The sequence below is a fragment of the Citrobacter sp. TBCS-14 genome, from assembly GCF_005280805.1.
Taxonomy (GTDB): domain Bacteria; phylum Pseudomonadota; class Gammaproteobacteria; order Enterobacterales; family Enterobacteriaceae; genus Citrobacter; species Citrobacter gillenii.
The window spans coordinates 765,667-787,484 of the sequence record NZ_SZWM01000164.1 but is presented as its reverse complement, the minus strand read 5'-3'; the positions used below and the strand labels follow the sequence as shown (position 1 = coordinate 787,484).

The following is a 21,818-nucleotide window of genomic DNA, read 5'->3' as shown; positions in this document are numbered from 1 at the left end:
ATGCAATACATTCAGCAACCCCAGGCGATTGAAGCCAAAAGTTTCGACATCATTGGCGACATTATTCGTGAAACCCGCCCGGACTATCAGTTTGCCAGCCCATTACATGAGGCCATCATCAAGCGGGTGATCCACACCACCGCTGACTTCGACTGGCTGGACATTTTGTGGTTTTCCGATGATGTACTGGCGCAGTTTTGCGCCGCGTTAAACCGATCAAGCGTGATTTATACCGATACTACGATGGCCCTTTCCGGGATCAACAAAACGTTGCTGGCAAAATTCGGCGGAGAATGCCGCTGTTACATCAGCGACCCGCGAGTGGTGCGCGCCGCAAAAGAACAGGGTATCACTCGTTCGATGGCCGCCGTCGACATTGCGGTTCAGGAAGAGGGCGAAAAGCTGTTTGTCTTTGGCAATGCGCCGACGGCGCTGTTCCGCCTGATGGAACATGATGTTGCCGTGAGCGGCGTGGTCGGTGTGCCGGTAGGGTTTGTCGGCGCGGAGGAGTCAAAAGATGCGCTGACGAAAAGTCATCTGCCTGCCATAGCTGCCCTGGGCCGCAAAGGCGGAAGCAACGTCGCAGCCGCTATCGTCAACGCGATGCTCTACCACATGCAGGGGGCGCGATGAGCGACCAACCCTTTGACGCACCGGTATGGCACAACGGTAAAGCGCTGCGCAAAGGGTACACCACCGGATCGTGTGCGACGGCAGCAGCCAAAGTCGCTGCGTTGATGGTATTGCGTCAGCATTTGATCCATCAAGTATCCATAGTCACCCCGTCCGGGGTCACGCTATGCCTGAACGTTGAGTCGCCGCACATTGAAGGGCAGCAGGCGATTGCCGCTATTCGTAAAGACGGCGGCGATGATGTGGACGCCACCCACGGGATGCTGATTTTTGCTCGTGTGACGCTAGACGACAGCGGCGAAATAGCGCTGCAGGGCGGCGAAGGTGTCGGCACGGTCACCCGCAAAGGAATTGGCCTACCGGTAGGCAGTTCGGCAATCAATCGCACGCCGCGTCAGACTATTGAGTCAGCGGTTCGCGAGGCGATCGGCCCAAATCGTGGGGCACAGATTGAAATTTTTGCCCCGGAAGGTGAAGAGCGGGCGCAGAAAACCTACAACTCGCGTCTGGGTATTCTGGGCGGCATTTCCATTATCGGCACCACCGGTATTGTTACGCCCATGTCGGAAGAGAGCTGGAAGCGTTCACTGTCGCTGGAGTTGGAAATCAAACGTGCGGCGGGACTGGAACACGTGGTGCTGGTGCCGGGTAACCATGGTGAACGTTTTGTCCGCGAACAGATGGGGATTGACACGCAGGTGGTGGTCACCATGAGCAACTTTGTCGGCTACATGATTGAAGAGGCCGTCCGCCTTGGGTTCAAACAAATCGTTCTCGTCGGACATCCGGGCAAGCTCATCAAAATTGCAGCGGGTATTTTCCATACCCACAGCCATATTGCCGACGCGCGTATGGAAACTCTGGTCGCCCACCTGGCGCTGCTCGGTGCGCCGCTGGAATTACTGACGTTGGTCAGCGACTGCGATACCACCGAAGCCGCGATGGAGCACATCGATGCCTACGGTTTTCAGCATATTTACGATCATCTTGCTAAACGTATCTGCATGCGTGTCCTGCAGACTTTGCGTTTTACCAAAAATCCGCCGACCTGCGACGCCATCATGTTCTCTTTTGATAACCAGATCCTCGGCAGCAACCGCCCGGTCACAGAGATTGCGCAGGAGATGACATGCTTACCGTTGTAGGGATGGGACCCGCGGGGTTGCATTTGATGACGCCCGCAGCACGCGAGTCTGTCGCCACGGCGGATGTGTTGGTCGGTGGTAAACGGCATTTGCAGCAGTTCCCGGATTTTACCGGCGAGCGGTTTGCCCTTGGCGCCAATATCCCGGAGTTATTAACCTGGATTGGCGAGCATCAGGGGAAGCATGTAGTGGTACTGGCCTCTGGCGATCCGTTGTTCTACGGCATTGGCACCCGGATGGTGGCGCATTTTGGCATTGAACATGTGCGCATTATTCCTGGCATCAGTGCGGTGCAATATCTGTGCGCGCAGTCCGGTATTGATATGAACGACATGTGGCTGACCAGTAGCCACGGCCGTAGCGTCTGTTTCGATGAACTGGCACGACATAACAAGGTGGCGATGGTTACGGATGCCCTGTGCGGTCCGCGCGAAATTGCACATCAGCTTATTGCCCGTGGTAAGGGGCATCGCTGGATGGTGATTGGCGAAAACCTGGCAATGGAAAATGAACGCATCCACTGCCTGCCGCTCAGTGAAATTAATGCCGACTATGACATGAATGCAGTGGTGATCCTCGATGAAAGATGAGCTTTTTCTGCGTGGAGAGAAGGTGCCGATGACCAAAGAAGCGGTCCGTGCACTTGCCCTCTCAAAACTTGAATTACACCGTGCCACGCACCTGATTGATATTGGCGCAGGAACCGGCAGCGTGTCGATAGAAGCGGCGTTGCAATATCCATCGCTACGCGTGACGGCGATTGAGCGTAACCCGGCGGCACTCAGACTGCTGGACGAGAATCGCCAGCACTTTGCCTGCGCCAACGTTGATATTTATCCCGGTATCGCGCCGATGACCATCGCGGAAAAAGCTGATGCCATCTTTATGGGCGGCAGTGGTGGTCACTTGACCGACCTGATCGACTGGTCGATGCGCCAACTGCATCCCGCCGGACGGCTGGTAATGACCTTCATTCTTCAGGAAAACCTGAATACCGCGCTGGCGCATCTGGAGCACCTTGGCGTGCAGGGTGTGGACTGCCTGCAAATGCAGGTGTCATCACTGACCACGCTTGGCAGTGGCCACTATTTCAAACCGAATAATCCCGTTTTTGTTATCGCCTGTCAGAAGGAAGGAAACCATGTCTGAGATATTTGATCCCCGTAGTGTGTGGTTTGTTGGCGCTGGTCCTGGCGATCGCGAGCTGATTACCCTCAAAGGTTACCGGTTGCTGCAGCAGGCGCAGGTGGTTATCTATGCCGGATCGCTGATTAACACCGAACTGCTGGAATATTGCCCACCTGATGCTGAGTGTCACGACAGCGCCGAACTGCATCTGGAACAAATCCTCGACTTGATGGAAGCCGGTGTAAAAGCGGGTAAAACGGTTGTGCGTCTGCAAACCGGCGACGTCTCGCTGTACGGCTCGGTCCGCGAGCAGGGTGAAGAGCTGACCAAACGCGGGATTGAATGGCAGGTGGTGCCTGGCGTCAGCGCGTTCCTCGGGGCAGCGGCAGAACTCGGCGTCGAGTATACGGTACCTGAAGTGTCGCAGAGTCTGATCATTACCCGTCTTGAAGGTCGTACGCCGGTACCGGAGCGCGAACAACTGGAGGCGTTTGCCAGTCACCAGACGTCAATGGCGATTTATCTTTCCGTCCAGCGTATCCATCGGGTGGCTGAGCGTCTGATTGAAGGCGGTTATCCGGCGACCACGCCAGTGGCGGTCATCTATAAAGCCACCTGGCCTGAAAGCCAGACCGTACGTGGCACCCTTGAGGATATTGGCGACAAAGTGCGCGATGCGGGGATCCGCAAAACGGCGCTTATTCTGGTCGGCAACTTCCTGGGCTCGGAGTATCACTACTCCAAACTCTATGCGGCGGACTTTAGCCATGAATACCGTAAAGCCTGAGTCTATCGCGTTGTTCTGCCTGACGCCCGGCGGTGTTTTGCTGGCGAAGCGTCTGGCGGCAATGCTACCGGTGACCTGTTTCACCAGTGAAAAATTGCTGGAGGAGGGATTTCTTCCCTTCGAAAACGGGTTTGCCAATGCGGCCCGCGATGCGTTTGCGAACTATTCGGCGCTGATTTTTATCGGCGCGACCGGTATTGCGGTACGTGTGCTGGCCCCGCTGGTTAACGACAAGTTTTGTGACCCGGCGGTGGTCGTGATCGATGAGCGTGCGCAGCATGTCATCAGTCTGTTGTCGGGCCATGCGGGGGGCGCTAACACGTTGGCGCGCTACCTGGCGGGCATGCTGGGTGCGGATCCGGTGATCACCACGGCGACGGATGTGAATGACATGGCGGCCCTTGATACGCTGGCGTTTCAACTGAATGCGCGAATGACCGACTTCCGTTCGGTGGTAAAAATCGTTAATCAGATGCTGGTCAGCAACAAGCGGGTTGGCCTGTGGTGGGACGACGAACTGGCGCAGGACGTCAGTCATTGCGATCGTCGTGGTTTCATCACGGTGACTGACCTGAACCAACTCCCTGAACTCGATGCGCTGATTTGCATCACCTTGCGGACCGATCTCCCCGAGTTGCCCCTTCCGCACTGGAAGTTGGTGCCACAGCGGGTTGTCGCCGGGATTGGCTGTCGTCGCGATACGCCGTTCCCGCTGTTAGCTGAACTGCTTTCCCGCCAACTTGAAGCCCAACGGCTCGATCCGTTGGCACTAAAAGCCATCGGCAGCATTACGCTGAAAAAAGATGAACAGGGGCTTATCCAACTGGCTTCCTGCTGTCGCGTACCTTTCGAAACCTTTACTGCTGACGCGCTGCGTGAGCATGAACACCGTTTTCCTGCCTCATCGTTTGTGCGTAAAACGGTCGGGACGGGGAGCGTCTCCGGTCCTGCAGCCTGGCTGCTGAGCCATGGACAACTGTTAGGCGAGACCCTGCGTGAACAGGGCGTCACTATTACTTTGGGAGTTTCACACTGATGTTAACCGTAATTGGAATTGGTCCTGGCTCGCAGGCAATGATGACCATGGAAGCCGTTGAAGCACTGAAAGCGGCAGAAATTATCGTGGGTTACAAAACCTACACCCACCTGGTAAAAGCCTTCACCGGCGATAAGCAGGTGATCAAAACCGGGATGTGCAAAGAGATAGAACGCTGCCAGGCGGCGATTGAGCTAGCGCAGGCCGGTCATAACGTGGCGCTAATCAGCAGCGGCGATGCCGGAATTTACGGCATGGCCGGGCTGGTGCTTGAGCTGGTCAGCAAGCAGAAACTGGATGTTGAGGTCAAGCTAATTCCGGGGATGACTGCCAGTATTGCCGCGGCCTCTTTGCTCGGTGCTCCGCTGATGCACGACTTCTGCCATATCAGTTTAAGCGACCTGTTAACACCGTGGCCGGTGATTGAAAAACGCATTGTGGCCGCGGGCGAAGCTGACTTCGTGATTTGTTTCTATAACCCGCGCAGCCGTGGCCGCGAAGGGCATCTGGCACGTGCTTTTGAGCTGCTTTCTGCCAGCAAAAGTGCACAAACGCCGGTGGGTATCGTGAAGTCAGCCGGACGTAAAAAACAGGAAAAATGGCTGACCACGCTCGGCGAAATGGACTTTGAACCGGTGGATATGACCAGCCTGGTGATTGTCGGCAACAAAACGACCTACGTTCAGGATGGCCTGATGATCACCCCACGCGGTTATGTACTGTGAATTACGGTGATGTGCTGGTCATGGGCGGTACCAGCGACGCGCGCATGCTGTGCCAGCAACTGGATGCGGCGAACGTGGCTTATACCCTGTCGGTAGCCACCCCAACGGGGAAACAGCTGGCGGGCGATATTAAAGGTCAGGTGCGCTGCGGACGTCTGGAGCGGGAACACATGGTTGCCTGGCTGCAGGAAAACCGTACGCGCTGGGTGATTGATGCCTCACATCCATATGCCGAAGTGGTGAGTCGTAACATCATGAGCGCCTGTGAAGCGGCGGGCGTGCTGCTGAGCCGCTATCAGCGCCCTGAGCAGTTGAGTGGCTTAACGCATCCTCATCTGTACACCGTGCAGAGTATTCAGCAAGCCTGCGACGTGGCGCGTCGCTTTGGCGAACGAGTGCTGCTAACCACCGGCAGCAAAGATCTGGCTATCTGGCGCGCGGGGCTGCCGGAAAAAACACTGCTGGCCCGCGTACTGCCGGTGCCTGACGTTATCCAGCAATGCGCCGATTTAGGATTTGGCGTTGGCGAAATATTCGCCCTGTGCGGGCCGTTTAGCGCTGAGTTTAATGCCGTGTTTTACCGTCAGTGTCAGGCTGACGTGGTCATCACCAAAGCATCGGGCGCGGAAGGTGGTTATCAGGAAAAAGTACAACCCTGTCTGGATGCCGGGATCCCCTGCATCGTGATTACATGTCCGGCACCGTTGGTGACGGGAGAAGAATTACTGGATAGTCAGGCCGCATTTGCGGCGCGTTTAGCGCGCTGGCTGGCTGTGGCTTAAGGAGTTAGAGATGAAAAAGGCGCTTCTGGTGGTCAGTTTTGGCACCAGCTATCACGACACCTGTGAGAAAAATATTGTGGCCTGTGAACGCGATCTTGCGGCCAGTTGCCCTGACCGTGACCTGTTTCGGGCATTTACCTCTGGGATGATCATCCGCAAGCTCAAACAGCGCGACGGCATTGACATCGACACGCCGTTGCAGGCCCTGCAAAAGCTGGCGGAGCAGGGGTATCAGGATGTGGCTATTCAGTCGCTGCACATCATTAACGGTGACGAGTACGAAAAAATAGTTCGTGAAGTACAAAGTATGCGCCCGCTGTTTGCCCGCCTGACGCTGGGGGTTCCCCTGCTGAGTAGCCATGATGATTACGCGCAACTGATGCTGGCGCTGCAGCAGCAGATGCCGTCGCTTGGTGAGCGCGAAAAAGTGGTGTTTATGGGGCACGGGGCTAGCCATCACGCCTTTGCCGCTTATGCCTGCCTCGATCACATGATGACCGCGCAGGGTTTCCCGGCGCGAGTTGGTGCGGTAGAGAGCTACCCGGAAGTGGATATTCTTATCGACAGCTTAGGTCGCGAAGGGATAACGGCGGTGCATCTTATGCCATTAATGCTGGTTGCGGGTGACCACGCTATCAACGATATGGCCTCCGACGAAGACGACTCGTGGAAAACATTATTTAACGCGGCAGGCATTCCGGCCACGCCGTGGCTGAGTGGTCTGGGTGAGAACCCGGCGGTACGCGCCATGTTCGTGGCACATTTACAGCAGGCGCTGAGCGTGGCGCTGGAGGAAGCAGCATGAGTGGCAAATTGTATGCATTGAGCACCGGGCCAGGTGCCTCCGATCTGGTAACCGTGCGCGCGGCGCGCACGCTCGGCTCGCTGGATATTCTCTATGCGCCCGCCGGGCGTAAAGGTGGCGACAGCCTGGCGCTGTCTATCGTTCGGGAATATGTCGGTGAGCAGACTGAAATTCGCTGCTGCCATTTCCCGATGAGCGCCGACAGTACCGAAAAAGAAGCCGTCTGGGATGAGGTCGCCGCTGCACTGGTTGCGGAAGTGGAGGCCGGCAAGCAGGTCGGTTTCATCACCCTCGGCGATGCCATGCTGTTCAGTACCTGGGTCTTTTTACTCCAGCGTATTGGTAATCCTGATTGGTTAGAAATCGTCCCCGGCGTGACCTCATTTGCTGCGATTGCCGCGCGCTCAAAAACGCCGCTCGCCATGGAACAGCAGTCGCTGGCGGTCGTCTCGTGCACTGCGCCGGAGGCAGAAATCCGGCAGGCGTTAAAGCAGCATGACAGCCTGGTGCTGATGAAGGTCTACGGTCGGTTTGCACGCATCAAGGCGTTGCTGCAAGAAGAAGGCATTTTGGACTGCGCGTTAATGATGTCCGAAGCCACGCTACCGGGTGAGCAGTGCTGGCGCCAACTCAGTGAAGTGAGTGACGATCAGCCGCTACCGTATTTCTCGACCATTCTGGTCAATAAACAGTGGGAGTATGAAAGATGAAGCTTGAACACCAGCTAAAACAGCTGTCTTTCAGCGGGTTGGCTGCGGCGCTATTGCTGATGATTGTGCCTGAGCAGGCGTTTGCTATGCACATTATGGAAGGCTTTTTACCGCCGATGTGGGCGCTGGCCTGGTGGCTGCTGTTTTTACCCTGCCTGTGGTATGGGCTGGTGCGCCTGCGTCAAATTGTGCAGGAAGATAACCACCAGAAAGTGTTACTGGCCCTGTGTGGCGCGTTTATTTTCGTGCTGTCAGCGCTGAAAATTCCATCTGTTACCGGGAGTTGTTCGCATCCGACCGGGGTCGGTCTGGCGGTGATTCTGTTCGGGCCAGGCGTGGTGGCCATTCTCGGGGCCATCGTTTTGTTATTCCAGGCATTATTGCTGGCACATGGCGGTTTGACCACGCTGGGTGCTAATGGTATGTCGATGGCGGTTATTGGTCCGGTCGTCGGCTATATGGTGTGGAAGATGGCTTGCCGTGCGGGGTTCCGTCGTGATGTCTGCGTCTTCCTCTGCGCCATGCTGGCCGATCTGGTGACCTATTTTGTGACGTCGGTGCAACTGGGTGTTGCTTTCCCGGACCCGTCCGTAGGTGCTACGGGCTCCATCATCAAGTTCATGGGGATTTTCTGCCTGACGCAGATCCCAATCGCTATCGCAGAAGGCTTGCTCACGGTGATGATTTATGACCAGCTCACCAAACGGCAGCTCATCACCGCACAAGGACATTAACCATGAAAAAGACGCTGATTCTGTTAGCAATGGTGATTGGGCTGGTTGTCCTGCCATTTTTCATCAACCACGGTGGAGAATACGGAGGATCAGATGGCGAAGCAGAAAGCCAGATTCAGGCCATCGCTCCGCATTATGAGCCGTGGTTCCAGCCGCTGTATGAGCCAGCCAGTGGTGAAATTGAAAGTCTGCTGTTTACGCTTCAGGGATCGCTCGGTGCAGCGGTAATTTTCTACATTCTGGGTTACACCAAGGGCAGACAACGCCGTGATGACCGGTCTTGACAGGCTGAGCTACCAGAGCCGCTGGTTTCATGTCACACCGCAGCGCAAATTTCTGCTGTGGTTAGTGATGATGATTCTGGCGTTTACCCTGCCTCCGTTGGGGCAGGGTATCGAGCTGTTACTCATTGCCGCACTGAGCTGCTGGCTGCTGCGCATCTCTTTCTGGCGTTGGTGTCGCTGGATGGCATTGCCGTTTGGTTTTTTGCTGGTCGGGGTAGTGACGATCCTATTCAGTGTGAGTCGCGATCCGCATAGCTTACTGGTTAGTCTGCCGGTGGGTAGCTACTGGTTAGGCGTCACCGAAGCGGGTGTACTCACTGCCAATGCAACATTCTGGCGAAGCCTGGCGGCGCTGGCATCCACCTTTTGGTTGGTACTTAATCTGCCGTTCCCGCAATTAATTCTTTTACTGAAATGGGCGCGCGTTCCGCGCCTGCTGACTGAGCAGATCCTGCTGACCTGGCGATTTATTTTTATTCTTTTAGACGAAGCGCTCGCTATTCACCGCGCGCAAACGCTGCGTTTTGGTTATCGTAGCGTGCCGCTGAGCTATCGCTCGTTGGCAATGCTGGTGGGGCTGTTGTTTACGCGTGTGTTAATCCGCTATCAGCAAATGACCACCACACTGGATATCAAACTGTATCAGGGTGATTTTCACCTGTAAGGATAAGTATGCTTGCCACCTCAGCGCTTTGGTTTCGCTATCAGGATGACCCGGTCCTCAAAGGGCTCACGCTGGATTTTTCCGCGCAGGCCGTCACTGGACTGGTGGGGGCCAATGGGTGCGGAAAATCCACGCTGTTTATGAACCTGAGTGGCTTGTTGCGTCCACAGCAGGGGGCGGTGATGTGGCAAGGAAAACCGCTGGATTACAGCAAGCGAGGCCTGCTGGCACTGCGTCAGCAGGTGGCGACCGTATTTCAGGACCCCGATCAGCAAATCTTTTATACCGATATCGACAGCGACATCGCCTTTAGCCTGCGCAATATTGGCGTGGATGAAAAAGAAATTGCTCGCCGGGTGGAAGATGCCCTGACGCTGGTGGATGCACAACATTTCCGTCATCAGCCTATTCAATGCCTAAGCCACGGACAAAAAAAACGCGTGGCGATCGCTGGCGCGCTGGTACTGCAGGCGCAGTATCTGCTGCTGGATGAACCGACTGCGGGCCTTGATCCCTCGGGCCGTACGCAAATGATTGAGATTATTAAACGGATCGTGGCGCAGGGAAATCATGTAGTTATTTCCAGCCATGATATCGATCTTATCTATGAAGTGAGCGACGCGGTTTACGTTTTGCGCCGGGGAGAAGTGCTGACGCACGGCACTCCCGGTGAGGTATTCGCGCACACGGACCTTATTGAACAAGCAGGATTAACTCAGCCCTGGCTGGTGAAGTTGCACACGGAGCTAGGCTTTCCATTGTGTAAAACAGAGGCTGAATTTTATCGTTGTATGCGAGAGAACGCACTGAAGGAGGCGTCATGACGCAGGCAATAATGTTGCAGGGAACGGCATCTGATGTAGGCAAAAGCGTATTAGTCGCCGGGCTGTGTCGTATTTTTTATCAGGATGGACGACGTACTGCGCCGTTCAAATCGCAGAACATGGCGCTGAACTCGGGTATTACGCCTGAGGGGAAAGAGATGGGGCGCGCGCAAATTTTCCAGGCTGAAGCGGCAGGGATCACCCCAGATGTACGTATGAATCCGGTGCTATTGAAACCGACCAGCGACCGCAAAGCGCAGGTGGTATTGATGGGCAAAGTGGCGACCGATATGGATGCGGTAAGCTACCACGAGTACAAACCGCGTCTGCGCGAGCAGATCATTTCGGTTTATAACAGTCTGGCGCAGGAATTTGACGTTATTGTGCTGGAAGGGGCGGGAAGTCCGGCTGAAATTAACCTGCGCGATCGCGATATCGTCAATATGGGGATGGCGGAGATGGCGCAGTGCCCGGTTGTGCTGGTGGCGGATATCGATCGCGGCGGCGTGTTTGCCTCGATTTATGGCACGCTGGCGCTGCTGCATGATCATGAACGCGCGCGCGTAAAAGGCGTGATTATCAATAAATTTCGTGGCGATGTGGCGCTGCTCTATTCCGGTATTGAACAAATTGAAGCGCTGACCGGCGTTCCCGTACTCGGCGTGATGCCGTGGCTGGATGTTGATCTCGAAGATGAAGATGGCGTCGCGCTGCAAAAAGGGAAGTATTTACGCACCGACAAACGCGATATCGAGATTGCTGTGGTGCAACTGCCGCATATTTCCAACTTTACGGATTTTAATGCGCTGGCCGCCCAGCCGGACGTTCGGGTGCGCTATGTTCGGCACCCGGAAGAGCTGGCAGGCGTCGATCTTGTGATTTTGCCAGGCAGTAAAAATACGCTCGGCGATTTAGTCTGGCTTCGAGAAAGCGGTCTTGCGCACAGCGTGTTGCAGCTACACCGTCAGAATGTGCCGGTGGTGGGGATTTGCGGTGGCTATCAAATGCTCGGCGAGACCATTATCGATGACGTGGAGTCGGGCCTGGGAACGCTGCCGGGCCTTGGCTTGCTCGATACCGTTACCCATTTTGCGCAGCACAAAACCACGACCCTGGTTGAAGGGCAAATGTCGGCCACATTGCCGGACTGGCTGGCAGACGCCTCAGGGTTAGCTGTTCGCGGCTATGAAATTCATATGGGTGAAACGGTGTTATCCGGGGAGTGTCAGTCGGTAATGACGCTGCAAAAAGAGGGCGGTAACGTCGCTGATGGTGCGATGACTCACGACGGTCTGGCGTTCGGCACCTATCTCCACGGCTTGTTTGACAGCGATGAATTCACGCGCGCGCTGGTGAATGGCCTGCGGGTGCGCAAAGGGTTAGCACCACTGGATTCAACCTTCCATTACGCGCAATATAAATCACAGCAGTTTGATCTGCTGGCGGATGCGATGCGGCAACACATCGATATTGAGAAAATTTATACCATCATGCAGCAACACCAGGAGCCAGTATGATGATTCTGGTTACCGGTGGTGCCCGTAGCGGCAAGAGCCGTCACGCAGAGGCACTGATCGCGGACTCCCCAAACGTGCTGTACATCGCGACGTCGCAGATATTCGACGAGGAGATGGCGGCGCGAATTCAACACCATCGTGATGGACGCCCTGCGCACTGGCGTACAGCCGAGCGCTGGCAACATCTTGATGCGCTGATTACGGCTGAGAACGATCCGCACGAGGCGATTTTACTGGAATGCATTACCACGATGGTGACGAACCAGCTGTTTGCGTTAGGCGGCGACAGTTCACCGGATGGCTGGGACTATGCCGCGATGGAACGGTCCATTGAGGATGAGTTCCGTGTGCTGATTGACGCTTGTCAGCGTTGCCCGGCAAAAGTCGTGCTGGTGACTAACGAAGTGGGGATGGGGATTGTTCCGGAAAATCGTCTGGCGCGGCATTTTCGCGATATTGCTGGGCGGGTAAACCAGCGCCTGGCGGCAGCGTCAGATGAGGTCTGGCTGGTGGTATCTGGAATTGGAGTCAAAATTAAATGAGTAAGTTGTTTTGGGCAATGCTCTCTTTTATCAGTCGCTTGCCCGTTCCTGCACGCTGGTCGCAAGGACTGGAGTTCGAACAGTACTCGCGCGGCATCGTCATGTTCCCGCTGATTGGCGTGGTGCTGGGAGGGTTGACGGGACTGGTCTTCATGGCGCTGCAAACCTGGTGCGGTATCCCGCTGGCAGCGCTGTTTAGCGTGCTGACGTTGGCGCTGCTGACCGGCGGTTTTCATCTTGACGGTCTGGCGGATACCTGTGACGGCGTGTTTTCTGCTCGTCGGCGCGAGCGGATGCTGGAAATAATGCGCGACAGCCGCCTGGGGACCCACGGCGGACTGGCGCTGATCTTTGTTCTGCTGGCTAAAGTGCTGGTGGTGAGCGAACTGGCTTTACGCGGAACGCCAATGCTGGCTGCACTGACTGCAGCCTGTGTGGCTGGGCGTGGAACCGCAGTTCTGCTGATGTACCGGCATCGTTATGCCCGCGAAGAAGGGCTGGGAAATGTCTTTATAGGCAAAGTAGCCGGACGACAAACCTGCGTTACGTTGGGGCTTGCGGCGATCCTTGCTGCTGTACTGCTTCCCGGCATGCGTGGAGTGGCGGCGCTGGTCGTCACGATGGTGGCAATTTTCATTCTTGGGCAATTATTAAAACGCACGTTAGGTGGGCAGACCGGCGATACGCTTGGCGCGGCCATCGAACTTGGCGAGTTGATCTTCTTACTGGCTCTGCTTTGAGCCAGTCAACACATTGAGAACCCTTATGCAGACTTTATCCGCTTTACTCCACGCGATCCCTTCTCCCGACAGTGCTGCAATGTTACGCGCACAGCAGCATATTGATGGCTTACTTAAACCACCGGGCAGCCTGGGACGTCTTGAGTCCCTGGCCGTGCAACTCGCCGGTATGCCAGGCCTGAAGGGCGTGCCGCGCATGGGGGGGAAAGCGATGCTGGTGATGTGCGCCGATCACGGCGTCTGGGATGAAGGTGTGGCCGTTTCGCCGAAAGTGGTTACGGCGATTCAGGCAGCAAATATGACGCGTGGCACGACCGGCGTTTGCGTACTGGCGACCCAGGTTGGCGCAAAGGTTCATGTGATTGATGTGGGGATTGACGCTGACCCTATTCCTGGCGTGGTGAATATGCGCGTTGCGCGTGGCTGCGGCAATATTGCTGAAGGCCCGGCAATGCACCGTTCTCAGGCCGAGGAACTGTTGCTGGAAGTGATGCGCTATACCCGTGAACTGGCGAAAGAGGGCGTCACGCTGTTTGGCGTCGGCGAGTTGGGCATGGCCAATACCACGCCTGCGGCGGCGATTGTTAGCGTACTGACCGGCAGTGATGCTGAGGCGGTGGTGGGGATTGGCGCTAACCTGCCACTCTCGCGGGTGGGCAATAAGGTGGATGTGGTGCGTAGGGCGATCGCCGTTAATCAGCCCGACCCCACAGATGGTATCGATGTGCTGGCCAAAGTCGGTGGTTTTGATCTTGTGGGGATGACGGGTGTGATACTGGGGGCTGCCTCCTGCGGTCTGCCGGTGTTGCTGGACGGGTTCCTTTCTTATTCCGCTGCGCTGGCAGCCTGTCAGATTGCGCCTGAGATTAAGCCGTACCTGATCCCATCACATTTTTCCGCCGAAAAAGGTGCCCGTACCGCCCTGGCGCATCTGGAACTAGACCCGTATCTCAACATGGGCATGCGTTTAGGTGAAGGCAGCGGTGCCGCGCTGGCGATGCCGATCGTTGAGGCCGCCTGCGCCATGTACAACAATATGGGGCATTTAGCCGCCAGCAATATTGTGCTTCCGGACGGTAAGGAAGCGTAGTCAAGCTGCACCCCGCTCAACGGCGGGGTTCTTGTTGGTAGGGTCCGTCGTAACCCCGTTAACCCGATAAAAAAGCTATAATTAACGGATATCTGCTGCGGCGAAGGAAAGGACAATGATGCGTCGTGTAAAACTGTTGTGTTCACTTATCATACTGCTTGCCGGCCAGGGAGCTCAGGCGGTGAGCTATCCGTTGCCGCCAGAGGGCAGCCGCCTGGTCGGCAGTCCGCTGACTATTACGGTGCCGCCAGCCAATACGCAACCGCTGGAAGCATTTGCGGCGCAGTACGGGCAGGGGCTGAGCAATATGCTGGAAGCCAATCCGGGGGTGGATGTCTATTTGCCGAAGTCGGGCTCTACGCTGGTGGTGCCACAGCAGGTTATTTTGCCGGATACCGTGCGTGAGGGCATTGTTATAAACGTCGCTGAAATGCGTCTTTACTATTACCCCAAAGACAGCAATACAGTTGAAATCTTACCCATCGGTATCGGTCAGGCGGGGAGAGAAACGCCGCGCAACTGGGTGACGACGGTACAGCGCAAGCAGGAAGCACCGAGCTGGACGCCAACAGCAAATACCCGCCGGGAATACGCCGCGCGTGGCGAAAGCTTACCGGCGTTTGTTCCGGCCGGGCCGGAAAATCCGATGGGGTTGTACGCCATTTATATTGGCAAGCTGTACGCTATTCACGGCACCAATGCTAATTTCGGAATTGGGCTGCGAGTCAGCCAGGGCTGTATTCGCCTGCGCAATGACGATATTAAATACCTGTTTGATACCGTGCCGGTGGGAACGCGGGTTCAACTTATCGACCGGCCTGTTAAATACAGCACTGAGCCAGACGGTAGCCGCTGGGTTGAAGTTCATGAACCGTTGTCACGCAACCGCAGCGAATATGAGTCGGATAAAAAGATCCCACTGCCGGTGACTCCGGCATTACGCAGTTTTGTGAGCGGAGAGGGAGTGGACGTCAGTCGTGCTAATGCAACGCTGGAACGCCGCTCCGGGATGCCAGTGAATATCAGCCAGGTGCAGAGATTCTAATCACTACCCCGCGCGGCCTGTATGTTACTGTCAGGCCGCGTGCTTCGTTTGAAACTGACCCATTTTCACAAAACCAATATGGTCCGCCATCAACTGCGCTTCATGCTCACTGTGGGTGACCAGCAGCGCCGTTTGTCCGGCGGCGCGCAAAATATCCCGTACCTCGCCACCCAGACGCTCGCGGGTGCTTTTATCCAGACTGGAAAACGGTTCATCCAGCAGCAGAATATCCGGATGTGGCGCCAGGGCGCGGGCCAGGGCGATACGCTGCTGCTGCCCGCCAGAAAGCTCATGAGGGTAATGGCTGGCGTGGCTGTGTAGTTCAACCATTTTTAACAGCTCGGTGACTCTGGCCTGTTGCGCTTCTCGTGGCAGGCGGCGCAAACCAAAGGCCACGTTTTGTTGGGCTGTCAGATGTGGGAATAACGCGTATTCCTGAAACACCATGCCAACATGCCGTTTTTCCGGCGGCAGATGCACGCCGGGGCCAGCAACACGCCGCTGTGAAACATAAATCTCTCCGCGTTGCAGGCGTTCAAATCCGGCGACCGCGCGCAAAACCGTGGTTTTCCCACAGCCTGACGCACCCAGCAGGCAGGCGATTTCGCCTTTGCGCACCGACATTGAAAAGCCGGTCAGCACCGATTGCTGGCTGTTGCCGTAGGCCACGTGTACATCCTGGAGTCGTAACGCGATTTCTGACATTGTTGCTCTCTCAACCACGGCGCGTCATCTGATGACGAACCAGCAAAATAACAGGCAGTGTGCCGGCTAACACAATCATTAGCGCAGCAATTGCCCCTTCTTCATAGGTACCTCGCGCCGCTTCTGCATACAGCAGCGTGGCCAGCGTTTCGAAGTTTACCGGGCGTAGTAGCAGGGTAGTGGGCAACTCTTTCATTGCATCGGCAAACACCAGCAATGCACTGCTTACCAACGCTGGACGCAGTAGCGGGAAATGCACGCGAGCAAACGTACCGGCCCCATTTTCTCCCAGTAAACGTGAGGCTTGCTCAAGGGAAGGAGGAATACGGCCCAGCCCGGAATCCAGCGCGCCGATGGCGATGGCCTGAAAACGCATCGCACAGCAAATGATCAGCAAAATACCGGCAGACATCAGCGGTAAACCGCGCATGTCGAGCAGATCGGCCAGCCAGCGGTCAACCGCCATCGCCGGGGGAAGAAAACCAATCGCCAGAATCGTACCAGGCACGGCGTAACCTAACGAGGCCAGACGCATCACACCGCGACGAAAGCCGGGCATGGCGTTGTCTGCGGCGCAGCGACGTGCGCTCCACGCTACCAGCATGCTGACGCAAATCACCACCAGCGTGGTACCAGCCGCCAGCGATAGCGTGTTTTGCAATGCAGAAAGTAATGATGCGGACAGCGGATTCTCACCGCCTAACCGTTTGGCGCTCTCCCACAGTAAAAACAATACCGGGGCCAGGAAACCCAGTACAACCGGGAGCGAAATAACCACGCCGAGCAGCCAACCGCGCCAGCCATGCACGCGCGTGGGTTGAATTTCTCGCAGACTGCGACTGCTGAATCCTTGTTTTCTGCGACCGTAAAACTCCAGCGTCAGGATAAAGAAGATAAACATCAGCATCATGCAGGCGATTTGCGCCGCAGCGGATAAATCAGAGCGCGAGATCCACGTGGTGTACACGGTGACGGTTAAGGTTTGTACCCCAAGGAATTCCGACGCGCCGATGTCATTGAGCGTTTCCAGCAGCGCCAGGCTGATCCCGACCGCCAACGCCGGACGGGCCATTGGCAGGGCCACGCGGAAGAAGGTTCCGCTGGCGCTGCAGCCCAGGGTACGTGCCGCCTCCAGCAAATGCGCAGGCTGGCTGATAAACGTGGCGCGAGTGGTTAAATAAACATACGGATACAGTACTAAACCGAGCAGCAGGATCGCGCCGGAAAGGGAGCGTAAATCCGGCAAGCGGAACTGTCGCGGGCTATCGAAACCGAGTAAAAAACGGATGAAGGTTTGCAGTGGGCCAATGGGATGCAGTAAATCGAGCCAGGCAAAGGCCACGATATAGGTCGGCATCGCCAGCGGCAGCAGCAGCGCCCAGCTCAGTATTTTGCGCCCTGGAAAATCCCATGCAGTGACTGCCCACGCGCTGCCAACGCCAATCACGCCGACCATGACCGCAACACCTGCCAACAACAGTACAGTGTTTTTTAACGCAGAGGGCAACACCCAGGTGATGAGATTATCCCAGTGGGACAAATCAGCTTGTGTGGCCTGCCAGATGAGCGCCACAATAGGGGTCAGGACGCCGAGTGCAATACACAGGGCACCAAGATGTAACGGCGTTAATAATGACTGCGGCCCGGAAACCAGGCCGCGTAACGTCGGAAGCAATAGCGGTTTATTGATCGAATCCAACTTTATCTACCAGCAGACTAGCTTGTTTACGGTACTTCACGATTTCGGTTAACGGGATCTTGTCGACGTCGATTTCACCGATAGTGGCGCTGATAACCGGGTCGAGCGTTACACCTTTGAGTACCGGGTATTCGAAGTTCGCTTTCGCGTACTGTTGCTGGGCAGGTGCGGAAACCAGATATTCCATCAGCTTAAGGGCGTCGGCTTTATTGGGTGCGTAACGGGCTACGGCAGCACCGCTAATGTTGACGTGTGTGCCGCCTTTCTCAAAGGTCGGTTTCACCACTTTAATGGCATCACCCCACTGACGTGCATCGGTGCCTTCTTTGGCATTTTTCATATGACCGACGTAATAGGAGTTGGCGAGGCCAATATCACAAATCCCGCCGAGGATATCGCGGGCAACGTCACGATCGCCGCCGGTCGCTTTGCGTGCCAGGTTCGCCTTCACGCCGCGCAGCCACTCTTCCGTTTTGGCCTCACCGTGGTGGGCAATCATGGCGGCAATCAATGCGGTGTTATACGGATGCTGCCCGGAACGGATACAGACTTTGCCTTTGTACTCCGGGCTTGCGAGCTGCTCATAATGCCAGTTATCGATAGGCATCGATTTCTCAGCGTAGAGCACGCGAGCACGCATGGAAAGCGCAAACCACTGATTATCTGCACCGCGCAGGTTAGCCGGAATGGCGGCTTTCAGCGCATCGGACTCTACCGGTTGCGTTACGCCCGCTTCGACTAAATCGATGAGGTTACCGGCATCGACGGTCATCAGCAGGTCGGCAGGGGAGTTCTTCCCTTCCGCTTTAACACGTTCAAGCATGCCATCCTTGATATACACCGTGCTCACTTTTATACCGCTGGTTTTTGTCCAGCTATCGAGCAGGGGTTGGATCAGGCCTGGTTCACGGGTGGTATAAAGCGTTAACGTATCCTGTGCGAAAGCCGGCAGGCTGACGGAGAGGACCAGGGCAGATGCAAGCGTGATACGGCGCAGTCCGGTGCGAGGCAGAGCATTCATCGTTTATATCCCAGAGTAATTGGAACGTACAGTGACCCGAGCAGGCGCTCGTTCTTTTGGCTCGCGTACAATAAATGATAATCACTAGCACTTACAATAATGGCAAAGTTTAAACGATTTACATTTACATAACTTTAAACAACGGTGTGATGTGGTGTTTACTCGGCGAAAAGTGGCGGGTAGAGAGAGGGTGAGACTCCCTGCCACTAGTTCATGGATAACTACCGTTTTACGCGCGCTTTTTGTGACAGGGTTTCATCCATAATGGCGCTAACTTGTTTCATCACCATGCCTGCGTTTTTGACGCCTTTCGCTTCCTGCTCGTGGACCCACTTGGTTTGCGCAGCCCGGTAATGGGTGGCGGTGTTCCACTGTGCGACCTCCTGCGATTGCAGAACGCGTACCGAGGCCCCAGCCTGGCGTAAATCGTCTATCTGGGTGTTAAAACACCTGTCCATGACTGAACCCAGAGATTGATACGCTGTTTCAGCCGCACGCTGAATGGCGACCTGATCTTCATGAGAAAGCGCGTTCCAGGTTTTTTTGTTCATCGTCAGAATATAGAGATGCCCCAGCCACAGATTTTTGGCGAGAAGCACATTGGGTGCGAACTGATACGCTTTAAGAGCGTAACCGCTGTCCACGTTCAGCATCATGCCATCGATTGCCCCCGTTTTTAGTGCGTTATAGGTCTTTTCACCCCAGGGCATGGTCACCGGTTTAGCCCCAGCGTTTTGCAGAAAATCACGGTGCCAGAAGCTGGCAGAGCGCCATGTGCCGCCTTTGATATCGCTCAACGTCGCTATGGGCTTAGCGCTGAAAAAGGCCAGTGGATAGCCAGTGGCAAGGAAAATACTCACCACATTATTTTTCTCAAGTTCAGCCGGAAATGCCGGGATGTCAGCGTAGACGTGGCGGAAGAAGGCCACCTGTTGTTCACTGGCCGGTCCGACGGGAAAGCTTTTAAATATCTGATTCAGGGGCAGCGCGTCGGCGGTGTATTCAGGTACGACAGTCGCCATATCCACCTTTCGTTCGTTGCCGACGTTGCGTAATGCATCGTAGCTGTTACTGAGCTCACCGCTCCAGTGCGCCTCTATTTTCAGCCGTCCGTTTGACTCTTTCTCAATGGCGGGGAAGAGCACGTCGTTAAGAAAGCGAGTGCGCATCCCACCCAGTGGTTCATGATCACTGTATGTCAGGATTTGTGTAGCCGAAACCGTGGTCGGTAGCAGCAGGGCGATGAACAGCATTGCCAGATATTTTCCGTATATTTTGTTGGGGCGCATACATTTCCTTTGCGTTGCTGAGATGAAAAAGGGTCAATGGCGGATGAAATTGTCAGGCCGTCTGCCCGGCTAACCAGCGTGTACCACTTGCTTTCATTTGTTGTTCCAGATCGCTGCCACGGGTGGCAAAGACGCGCTGAACCGGAAAACCACTTTTTTCCAGCAGATAAGCCAGCGCGGCGTATTCACGCGGATATTTCTCTGCCGCACTGTGGTCAATCGCGACCATGCAGAGCGGAAAGGTAAAGCTGGCCATATCGTAAATACTCTGGCGATGGAACAGCTTCCAGACGCCGTCACGTTTTTCTGCCATGTCATAGAAACGGTTATGACCAATGCAGCCCAGATTCAGCTTAACGTGCTCAGCGATAATCATTGCGTTGGTTTCGACAATAGCCCTCGTCGCGTTGGCATTGAAGGTCACTACCGGCGTGCCAATCAGATGCTTGGTGCGCACATCTGACGCTCCCATCCGCATTGAGCCCTCAACGAAATCGCTGGCGAGGCCCTCAAACCACGTGATTTCAATGGTGCCGTCCGGGTGAAAAAGGTTGCGCAGCTGCTCCCATTCCCCCAGATCGCGGTGCATCCAGCCCGTGAGAAGATCGGTGATTTGCTGACGGTCGTCCAAATAATTTTGCATAACATGTACTCTGGTATGGGATTGGATTTCAGTTTCATCCCCAATGGAGATAAACTCAAATAGATAGATATGACTGATCAATCATTTTATTTGATGACGGAGTAACGATATGGATCTGCGCCATCTGCGCTATTTTCTGGCTGTTGCCGAAGAAGGCCATTTTGGTCGCGCGGCTCAACGTCTGCATATCGTCCAACCTGCGCTGAGTATGCAAATCAAGGCCCTGGAAGAGGAACTCGGTGGTCCGCTGTTTGTACGCACCAGCCGCAAAGTGGAGTTAACGGACGCCGGGCGGCTACTACAGGTCGAGGCGCAGCGCACGCTGGAGCAAGCGGATCACGCCCGACTGACCGTTCAGCGCTCAATACGCGGTGAAACGGGTCATGTACGCGTGGGGTTTGCCGGTAATGCCGTCTTTAGCGGCAAGCTCACCAACGATCTACGTGCTTTTCGCCGAACCTACCCTGATGCCGAACTGGTTGTGAATGAAGTCGCACCGTTGCTGCAAGCCGAGGCTATCCTGACGGGACAGCTCGATGTGGGTTATACCCCCGATCACCACAAAATCCATGATGCCGCGCTAATGGCTGAACAGATCGGTGTCTGGCACCGGCAAGTGGCGATGGCTGACGACCACCCGTTGGCCGCACGGGCGTCGCTGACAATCGATATGCTCGCCGAGCAGCCACTCATTTTTTATGACGCGCATGGGGCTGATGAGTCGCTTTACACCGCACTTACCGAAATTATGGGCCATGCTCCGCATATCGCCCATTGCACCGCAAGTACCCTAAGCGTGCTTGCACTCGCCGCCGCCGGCCAGGGGCTGGCGCTGGTGCCCGATCCTCTGCAGCATGTGAATATTCCTGGATTGGTATACCGCCCACTGGATGCGCCGGAACTGTCGGCGAATCTGATGCTCATCAGCAGGCAACAGGAGAATAAGGGGGCCGTACAGGCTTTTCTGCATATAGCGCGTGAAAATGCGGGAGTATAAAAGCAAAAGCCCGCTTAGTATCCTAAGCAGGCTTCTTAAATTTGGCTCCTCTGACTGGACTCGAACCAGTGACATACGGATTAACAGTCCGCCGTTCTACCGACTGAACTACAGAGGAATCGGTGTGGAGGCTTATCTTAGCGGCGAAAAATATTTTGTCAAACCCCATTTCCTTCAATGCGTATCAATTGGTGCTTCTCTCGACAGTTTGTTGCATTTACAGACATTTTATATGGAAAAAACTTTGCAGCTTTTTTGATTCTCCCGCATCAT

Annotated in this window: 26 protein-coding genes and 1 tRNA gene; 21 read left to right on the top strand and 6 right to left on the bottom strand. The window is 55.5% G+C overall.

Annotated elements, in window-relative coordinates; genetic code table 11:
• From FDX22_RS07480 to ldtA, 19 genes are all read left to right on the top strand, one after another.
• Positions 1–633 (top strand): cobalt-precorrin-8 methylmutase, encoded by a 633-nt coding sequence (locus tag FDX22_RS07480; RefSeq protein WP_096756656.1) that lies wholly within the window; start codon positions 1–3, stop codon positions 631–633.
• On the top strand, positions 630–1,778 hold the full coding sequence (gene cbiD / locus FDX22_RS07475) for a cobalt-precorrin-5B (C(1))-methyltransferase CbiD (protein ID WP_115258159.1): 1,149 nt from the start codon (positions 630–632) through the stop codon (positions 1,776–1,778). The genes FDX22_RS07480 and cbiD overlap by 4 nt, the downstream gene beginning before the upstream one ends.
• On the top strand, positions 1,763–2,368 hold the full coding sequence (locus tag FDX22_RS07470; protein ID WP_115258160.1) for a cobalt-precorrin-7 (C(5))-methyltransferase: 606 nt from the start codon (positions 1,763–1,765) through the stop codon (positions 2,366–2,368). The genes cbiD and FDX22_RS07470 overlap by 16 nt, the downstream gene beginning before the upstream one ends.
• On the top strand, positions 2,358–2,927 hold the full coding sequence (locus FDX22_RS07465) for a decarboxylating cobalt-precorrin-6B (C(15))-methyltransferase (protein ID WP_115258161.1): 570 nt from the start codon (positions 2,358–2,360) through the stop codon (positions 2,925–2,927). The genes FDX22_RS07470 and FDX22_RS07465 overlap by 11 nt, the downstream gene beginning before the upstream one ends.
• On the top strand, positions 2,920–3,693 hold the full coding sequence (locus FDX22_RS07460; RefSeq protein ID WP_117343322.1) for a cobalt-precorrin-4 methyltransferase: 774 nt from the start codon (positions 2,920–2,922) through the stop codon (positions 3,691–3,693). The genes FDX22_RS07465 and FDX22_RS07460 overlap by 8 nt, the downstream gene beginning before the upstream one ends.
• Positions 3,674–4,729: a cobalt-precorrin 5A hydrolase gene (gene cbiG / locus FDX22_RS07455; RefSeq protein ID WP_115258162.1), complete on the top strand. Its 1,056-nt coding sequence runs from the start codon at positions 3,674–3,676 to the stop codon at positions 4,727–4,729. The genes FDX22_RS07460 and cbiG overlap by 20 nt, the downstream gene beginning before the upstream one ends.
• Positions 4,729–5,454 (top strand): precorrin-3B C(17)-methyltransferase, encoded by a 726-nt coding sequence (locus tag FDX22_RS07450; RefSeq protein ID WP_096756662.1) that lies wholly within the window; start codon positions 4,729–4,731, stop codon positions 5,452–5,454. The genes cbiG and FDX22_RS07450 overlap by 1 nt, the downstream gene beginning before the upstream one ends.
• The gene (locus FDX22_RS07445; protein ID WP_146716946.1) at positions 5,451–6,236 is read left to right on the top strand and encodes a cobalt-precorrin-6A reductase; all 786 of its coding nucleotides are present in this window, start codon (positions 5,451–5,453) and stop codon (positions 6,234–6,236) included. The genes FDX22_RS07450 and FDX22_RS07445 overlap by 4 nt, the downstream gene beginning before the upstream one ends.
• Before the next feature lie 10 nt (positions 6,237–6,246).
• Positions 6,247–7,041, top strand: coding sequence for a sirohydrochlorin cobaltochelatase (locus tag FDX22_RS07440; RefSeq protein ID WP_115258164.1), 795 nt, complete (start codon positions 6,247–6,249; stop codon positions 7,039–7,041).
• Positions 7,038–7,751, top strand: a complete 714-nt coding sequence (locus FDX22_RS07435) for a cobalt-factor II C(20)-methyltransferase (RefSeq protein ID WP_117343324.1) — start codon at positions 7,038–7,040, stop codon at positions 7,749–7,751. The genes FDX22_RS07440 and FDX22_RS07435 overlap by 4 nt, the downstream gene beginning before the upstream one ends.
• Entirely contained in the window at positions 7,748–8,485 is a 738-nt protein-coding gene (gene cbiM / locus FDX22_RS07430) for a cobalt ECF transporter S component CbiM (protein ID WP_096756666.1), read from the top strand. The genes FDX22_RS07435 and cbiM overlap by 4 nt, the downstream gene beginning before the upstream one ends.
• Before the next feature lie 2 nt (positions 8,486–8,487).
• Positions 8,488–8,769: an energy-coupling factor ABC transporter substrate-binding protein gene (locus FDX22_RS07425; RefSeq protein ID WP_096756667.1), complete on the top strand. Its 282-nt coding sequence runs from the start codon at positions 8,488–8,490 to the stop codon at positions 8,767–8,769.
• A complete protein-coding gene (locus FDX22_RS07420; protein WP_096756668.1) occupies positions 8,756–9,433 on the top strand; it encodes an energy-coupling factor ABC transporter transmembrane protein in 678 nt (225 codons plus the stop codon). Before FDX22_RS07425 ends, FDX22_RS07420 begins: the two co-directional genes overlap by 14 nt.
• Positions 9,434–9,441: 8 nt before the next feature.
• Positions 9,442–10,257: an energy-coupling factor ABC transporter ATP-binding protein gene (locus FDX22_RS07415; RefSeq protein ID WP_146716945.1), complete on the top strand. Its 816-nt coding sequence runs from the start codon at positions 9,442–9,444 to the stop codon at positions 10,255–10,257.
• Positions 10,254–11,774, top strand: a complete 1,521-nt coding sequence (locus tag FDX22_RS07410; RefSeq protein ID WP_146716944.1) for a cobyric acid synthase — start codon at positions 10,254–10,256, stop codon at positions 11,772–11,774. Before FDX22_RS07415 ends, FDX22_RS07410 begins: the two co-directional genes overlap by 4 nt.
• A complete protein-coding gene (cobU, locus tag FDX22_RS07405; RefSeq protein WP_137362941.1) occupies positions 11,771–12,316 on the top strand; it encodes a bifunctional adenosylcobinamide kinase/adenosylcobinamide-phosphate guanylyltransferase in 546 nt (181 codons plus the stop codon). The genes FDX22_RS07410 and cobU overlap by 4 nt, the downstream gene beginning before the upstream one ends.
• On the top strand, positions 12,313–13,056 hold the full coding sequence (gene cobS / locus FDX22_RS07400; protein ID WP_146716943.1) for an adenosylcobinamide-GDP ribazoletransferase: 744 nt from the start codon (positions 12,313–12,315) through the stop codon (positions 13,054–13,056). The genes cobU and cobS overlap by 4 nt, the downstream gene beginning before the upstream one ends.
• Positions 13,057–13,081: 25 nt before the next feature.
• Entirely contained in the window at positions 13,082–14,146 is a 1,065-nt protein-coding gene (cobT, locus tag FDX22_RS07395) for a nicotinate-nucleotide--dimethylbenzimidazole phosphoribosyltransferase (protein ID WP_146716942.1), read from the top strand.
• 118 nt (positions 14,147–14,264) lie between these two features.
• A complete protein-coding gene (ldtA, locus tag FDX22_RS07390) occupies positions 14,265–15,191 on the top strand; it encodes a L,D-transpeptidase (protein WP_117343330.1) in 927 nt (308 codons plus the stop codon).
• A 30-nt stretch (positions 15,192–15,221) separates the two neighbouring features.
• Here the strand turns inward: ldtA and FDX22_RS07385 are convergent, their stop codons facing one another.
• From FDX22_RS07385 to FDX22_RS07365, 5 genes are all read right to left on the bottom strand, one after another.
• On the bottom strand, positions 15,222–15,896 hold the full coding sequence (locus FDX22_RS07385) for an ABC transporter ATP-binding protein (RefSeq protein WP_135911860.1): 675 nt from the start codon (positions 15,894–15,896) through the stop codon (positions 15,222–15,224).
• Between the two features lie 10 nt (positions 15,897–15,906).
• Positions 15,907–17,595 (bottom strand): iron ABC transporter permease, encoded by a 1,689-nt coding sequence (locus tag FDX22_RS07380; protein WP_146716941.1) that lies wholly within the window; start codon positions 17,593–17,595, stop codon positions 15,907–15,909.
• Positions 17,579–18,616, bottom strand: a complete 1,038-nt coding sequence (locus tag FDX22_RS07375; protein ID WP_146716940.1) for an extracellular solute-binding protein — start codon at positions 18,614–18,616, stop codon at positions 17,579–17,581. The genes FDX22_RS07380 and FDX22_RS07375 overlap by 17 nt, the downstream gene beginning before the upstream one ends.
• A gap of 221 nt (positions 18,617–18,837) precedes the next feature.
• The gene (gene dctP, locus FDX22_RS07370) at positions 18,838–19,905 is read right to left on the bottom strand and encodes a TRAP transporter substrate-binding protein DctP (RefSeq protein ID WP_228758144.1); all 1,068 of its coding nucleotides are present in this window, start codon (positions 19,903–19,905) and stop codon (positions 18,838–18,840) included.
• A 52-nt stretch (positions 19,906–19,957) separates the two neighbouring features.
• Positions 19,958–20,548: a nuclear transport factor 2 family protein gene (locus tag FDX22_RS07365; RefSeq protein ID WP_146716939.1), complete on the bottom strand. Its 591-nt coding sequence runs from the start codon at positions 20,546–20,548 to the stop codon at positions 19,958–19,960.
• 109 nt (positions 20,549–20,657) lie between these two features.
• On the opposite strand from FDX22_RS07365, the gene FDX22_RS07360 reads away from it, so the two are divergent.
• Positions 20,658–21,545: a LysR substrate-binding domain-containing protein gene (locus FDX22_RS07360; protein ID WP_146716938.1), complete on the top strand. Its 888-nt coding sequence runs from the start codon at positions 20,658–20,660 to the stop codon at positions 21,543–21,545.
• Between the two features lie 42 nt (positions 21,546–21,587).
• Here the strand turns inward: FDX22_RS07360 and FDX22_RS07355 are convergent.
• Positions 21,588–21,663: transfer RNA gene (locus FDX22_RS07355), tRNA-Asn, on the bottom strand.
• Between the two features lie 6 nt (positions 21,664–21,669).
• On the opposite strand from FDX22_RS07355, the gene FDX22_RS32560 reads away from it, so the two are divergent.
• Entirely contained in the window at positions 21,670–21,804 is a 135-nt protein-coding gene (locus FDX22_RS32560) for a DUF5951 family protein (RefSeq protein WP_370316880.1), read from the top strand.
• Positions 21,805–21,818: the final 14 nt, after the last annotated feature.

Bases quoted from the DNA above. Each gene is read 5' to 3' on its own strand.
- FDX22_RS07480 (WP_096756656.1), top strand. From the start codon at position 1: ATGCAATACATTCAGCAACCCCAGGCGATTGAAGCCAAAAGTTTCGAC.
- cbiD (WP_115258159.1), top strand. From the start codon at position 630: ATGAGCGACCAACCCTTTGACGCACCGGTATGGCACAACGGTAAAGCG.
- FDX22_RS07470 (WP_115258160.1), top strand. From the start codon at position 1,763: ATGCTTACCGTTGTAGGGATGGGACCCGCGGGGTTGCATTTGATGACG.
- FDX22_RS07465 (WP_115258161.1), top strand. From the start codon at position 2,358: ATGAAAGATGAGCTTTTTCTGCGTGGAGAGAAGGTGCCGATGACCAAA.
- FDX22_RS07460 (WP_117343322.1), top strand. From the start codon at position 2,920: ATGTCTGAGATATTTGATCCCCGTAGTGTGTGGTTTGTTGGCGCTGGT.
- cbiG (WP_115258162.1), top strand. From the start codon at position 3,674: ATGAATACCGTAAAGCCTGAGTCTATCGCGTTGTTCTGCCTGACGCCC.
- FDX22_RS07450 (WP_096756662.1), top strand. From the start codon at position 4,729: ATGTTAACCGTAATTGGAATTGGTCCTGGCTCGCAGGCAATGATGACC.
- FDX22_RS07440 (WP_115258164.1), top strand. From the start codon at position 6,247: ATGAAAAAGGCGCTTCTGGTGGTCAGTTTTGGCACCAGCTATCACGAC.
- FDX22_RS07435 (WP_117343324.1), top strand. From the start codon at position 7,038: ATGAGTGGCAAATTGTATGCATTGAGCACCGGGCCAGGTGCCTCCGAT.
- cbiM (WP_096756666.1), top strand. From the start codon at position 7,748: ATGAAGCTTGAACACCAGCTAAAACAGCTGTCTTTCAGCGGGTTGGCT.
- FDX22_RS07425 (WP_096756667.1), top strand. From the start codon at position 8,488: ATGAAAAAGACGCTGATTCTGTTAGCAATGGTGATTGGGCTGGTTGTC.
- FDX22_RS07420 (WP_096756668.1), top strand. From the start codon at position 8,756: ATGACCGGTCTTGACAGGCTGAGCTACCAGAGCCGCTGGTTTCATGTC.
- FDX22_RS07415 (WP_146716945.1), top strand. From the start codon at position 9,442: ATGCTTGCCACCTCAGCGCTTTGGTTTCGCTATCAGGATGACCCGGTC.
- FDX22_RS07410 (WP_146716944.1), top strand. From the start codon at position 10,254: ATGACGCAGGCAATAATGTTGCAGGGAACGGCATCTGATGTAGGCAAA.
- cobU (WP_137362941.1), top strand. From the start codon at position 11,771: ATGATGATTCTGGTTACCGGTGGTGCCCGTAGCGGCAAGAGCCGTCAC.
- cobS (WP_146716943.1), top strand. From the start codon at position 12,313: ATGAGTAAGTTGTTTTGGGCAATGCTCTCTTTTATCAGTCGCTTGCCC.
- cobT (WP_146716942.1), top strand. From the start codon at position 13,082: ATGCAGACTTTATCCGCTTTACTCCACGCGATCCCTTCTCCCGACAGT.
- ldtA (WP_117343330.1), top strand. From the start codon at position 14,265: ATGCGTCGTGTAAAACTGTTGTGTTCACTTATCATACTGCTTGCCGGC.
- FDX22_RS07385 (WP_135911860.1), bottom strand. From the start codon at position 15,896: ATGTCAGAAATCGCGTTACGACTCCAGGATGTACACGTGGCCTACGGC.
- FDX22_RS07375 (WP_146716940.1), bottom strand. From the start codon at position 18,616: ATGAATGCTCTGCCTCGCACCGGACTGCGCCGTATCACGCTTGCATCT.
- dctP (WP_228758144.1), bottom strand. From the start codon at position 19,905: ATGCGCCCCAACAAAATATACGGAAAATATCTGGCAATGCTGTTCATC.
- FDX22_RS07365 (WP_146716939.1), bottom strand. From the start codon at position 20,548: ATGCAAAATTATTTGGACGACCGTCAGCAAATCACCGATCTTCTCACG.
- FDX22_RS07360 (WP_146716938.1), top strand. From the start codon at position 20,658: ATGGATCTGCGCCATCTGCGCTATTTTCTGGCTGTTGCCGAAGAAGGC.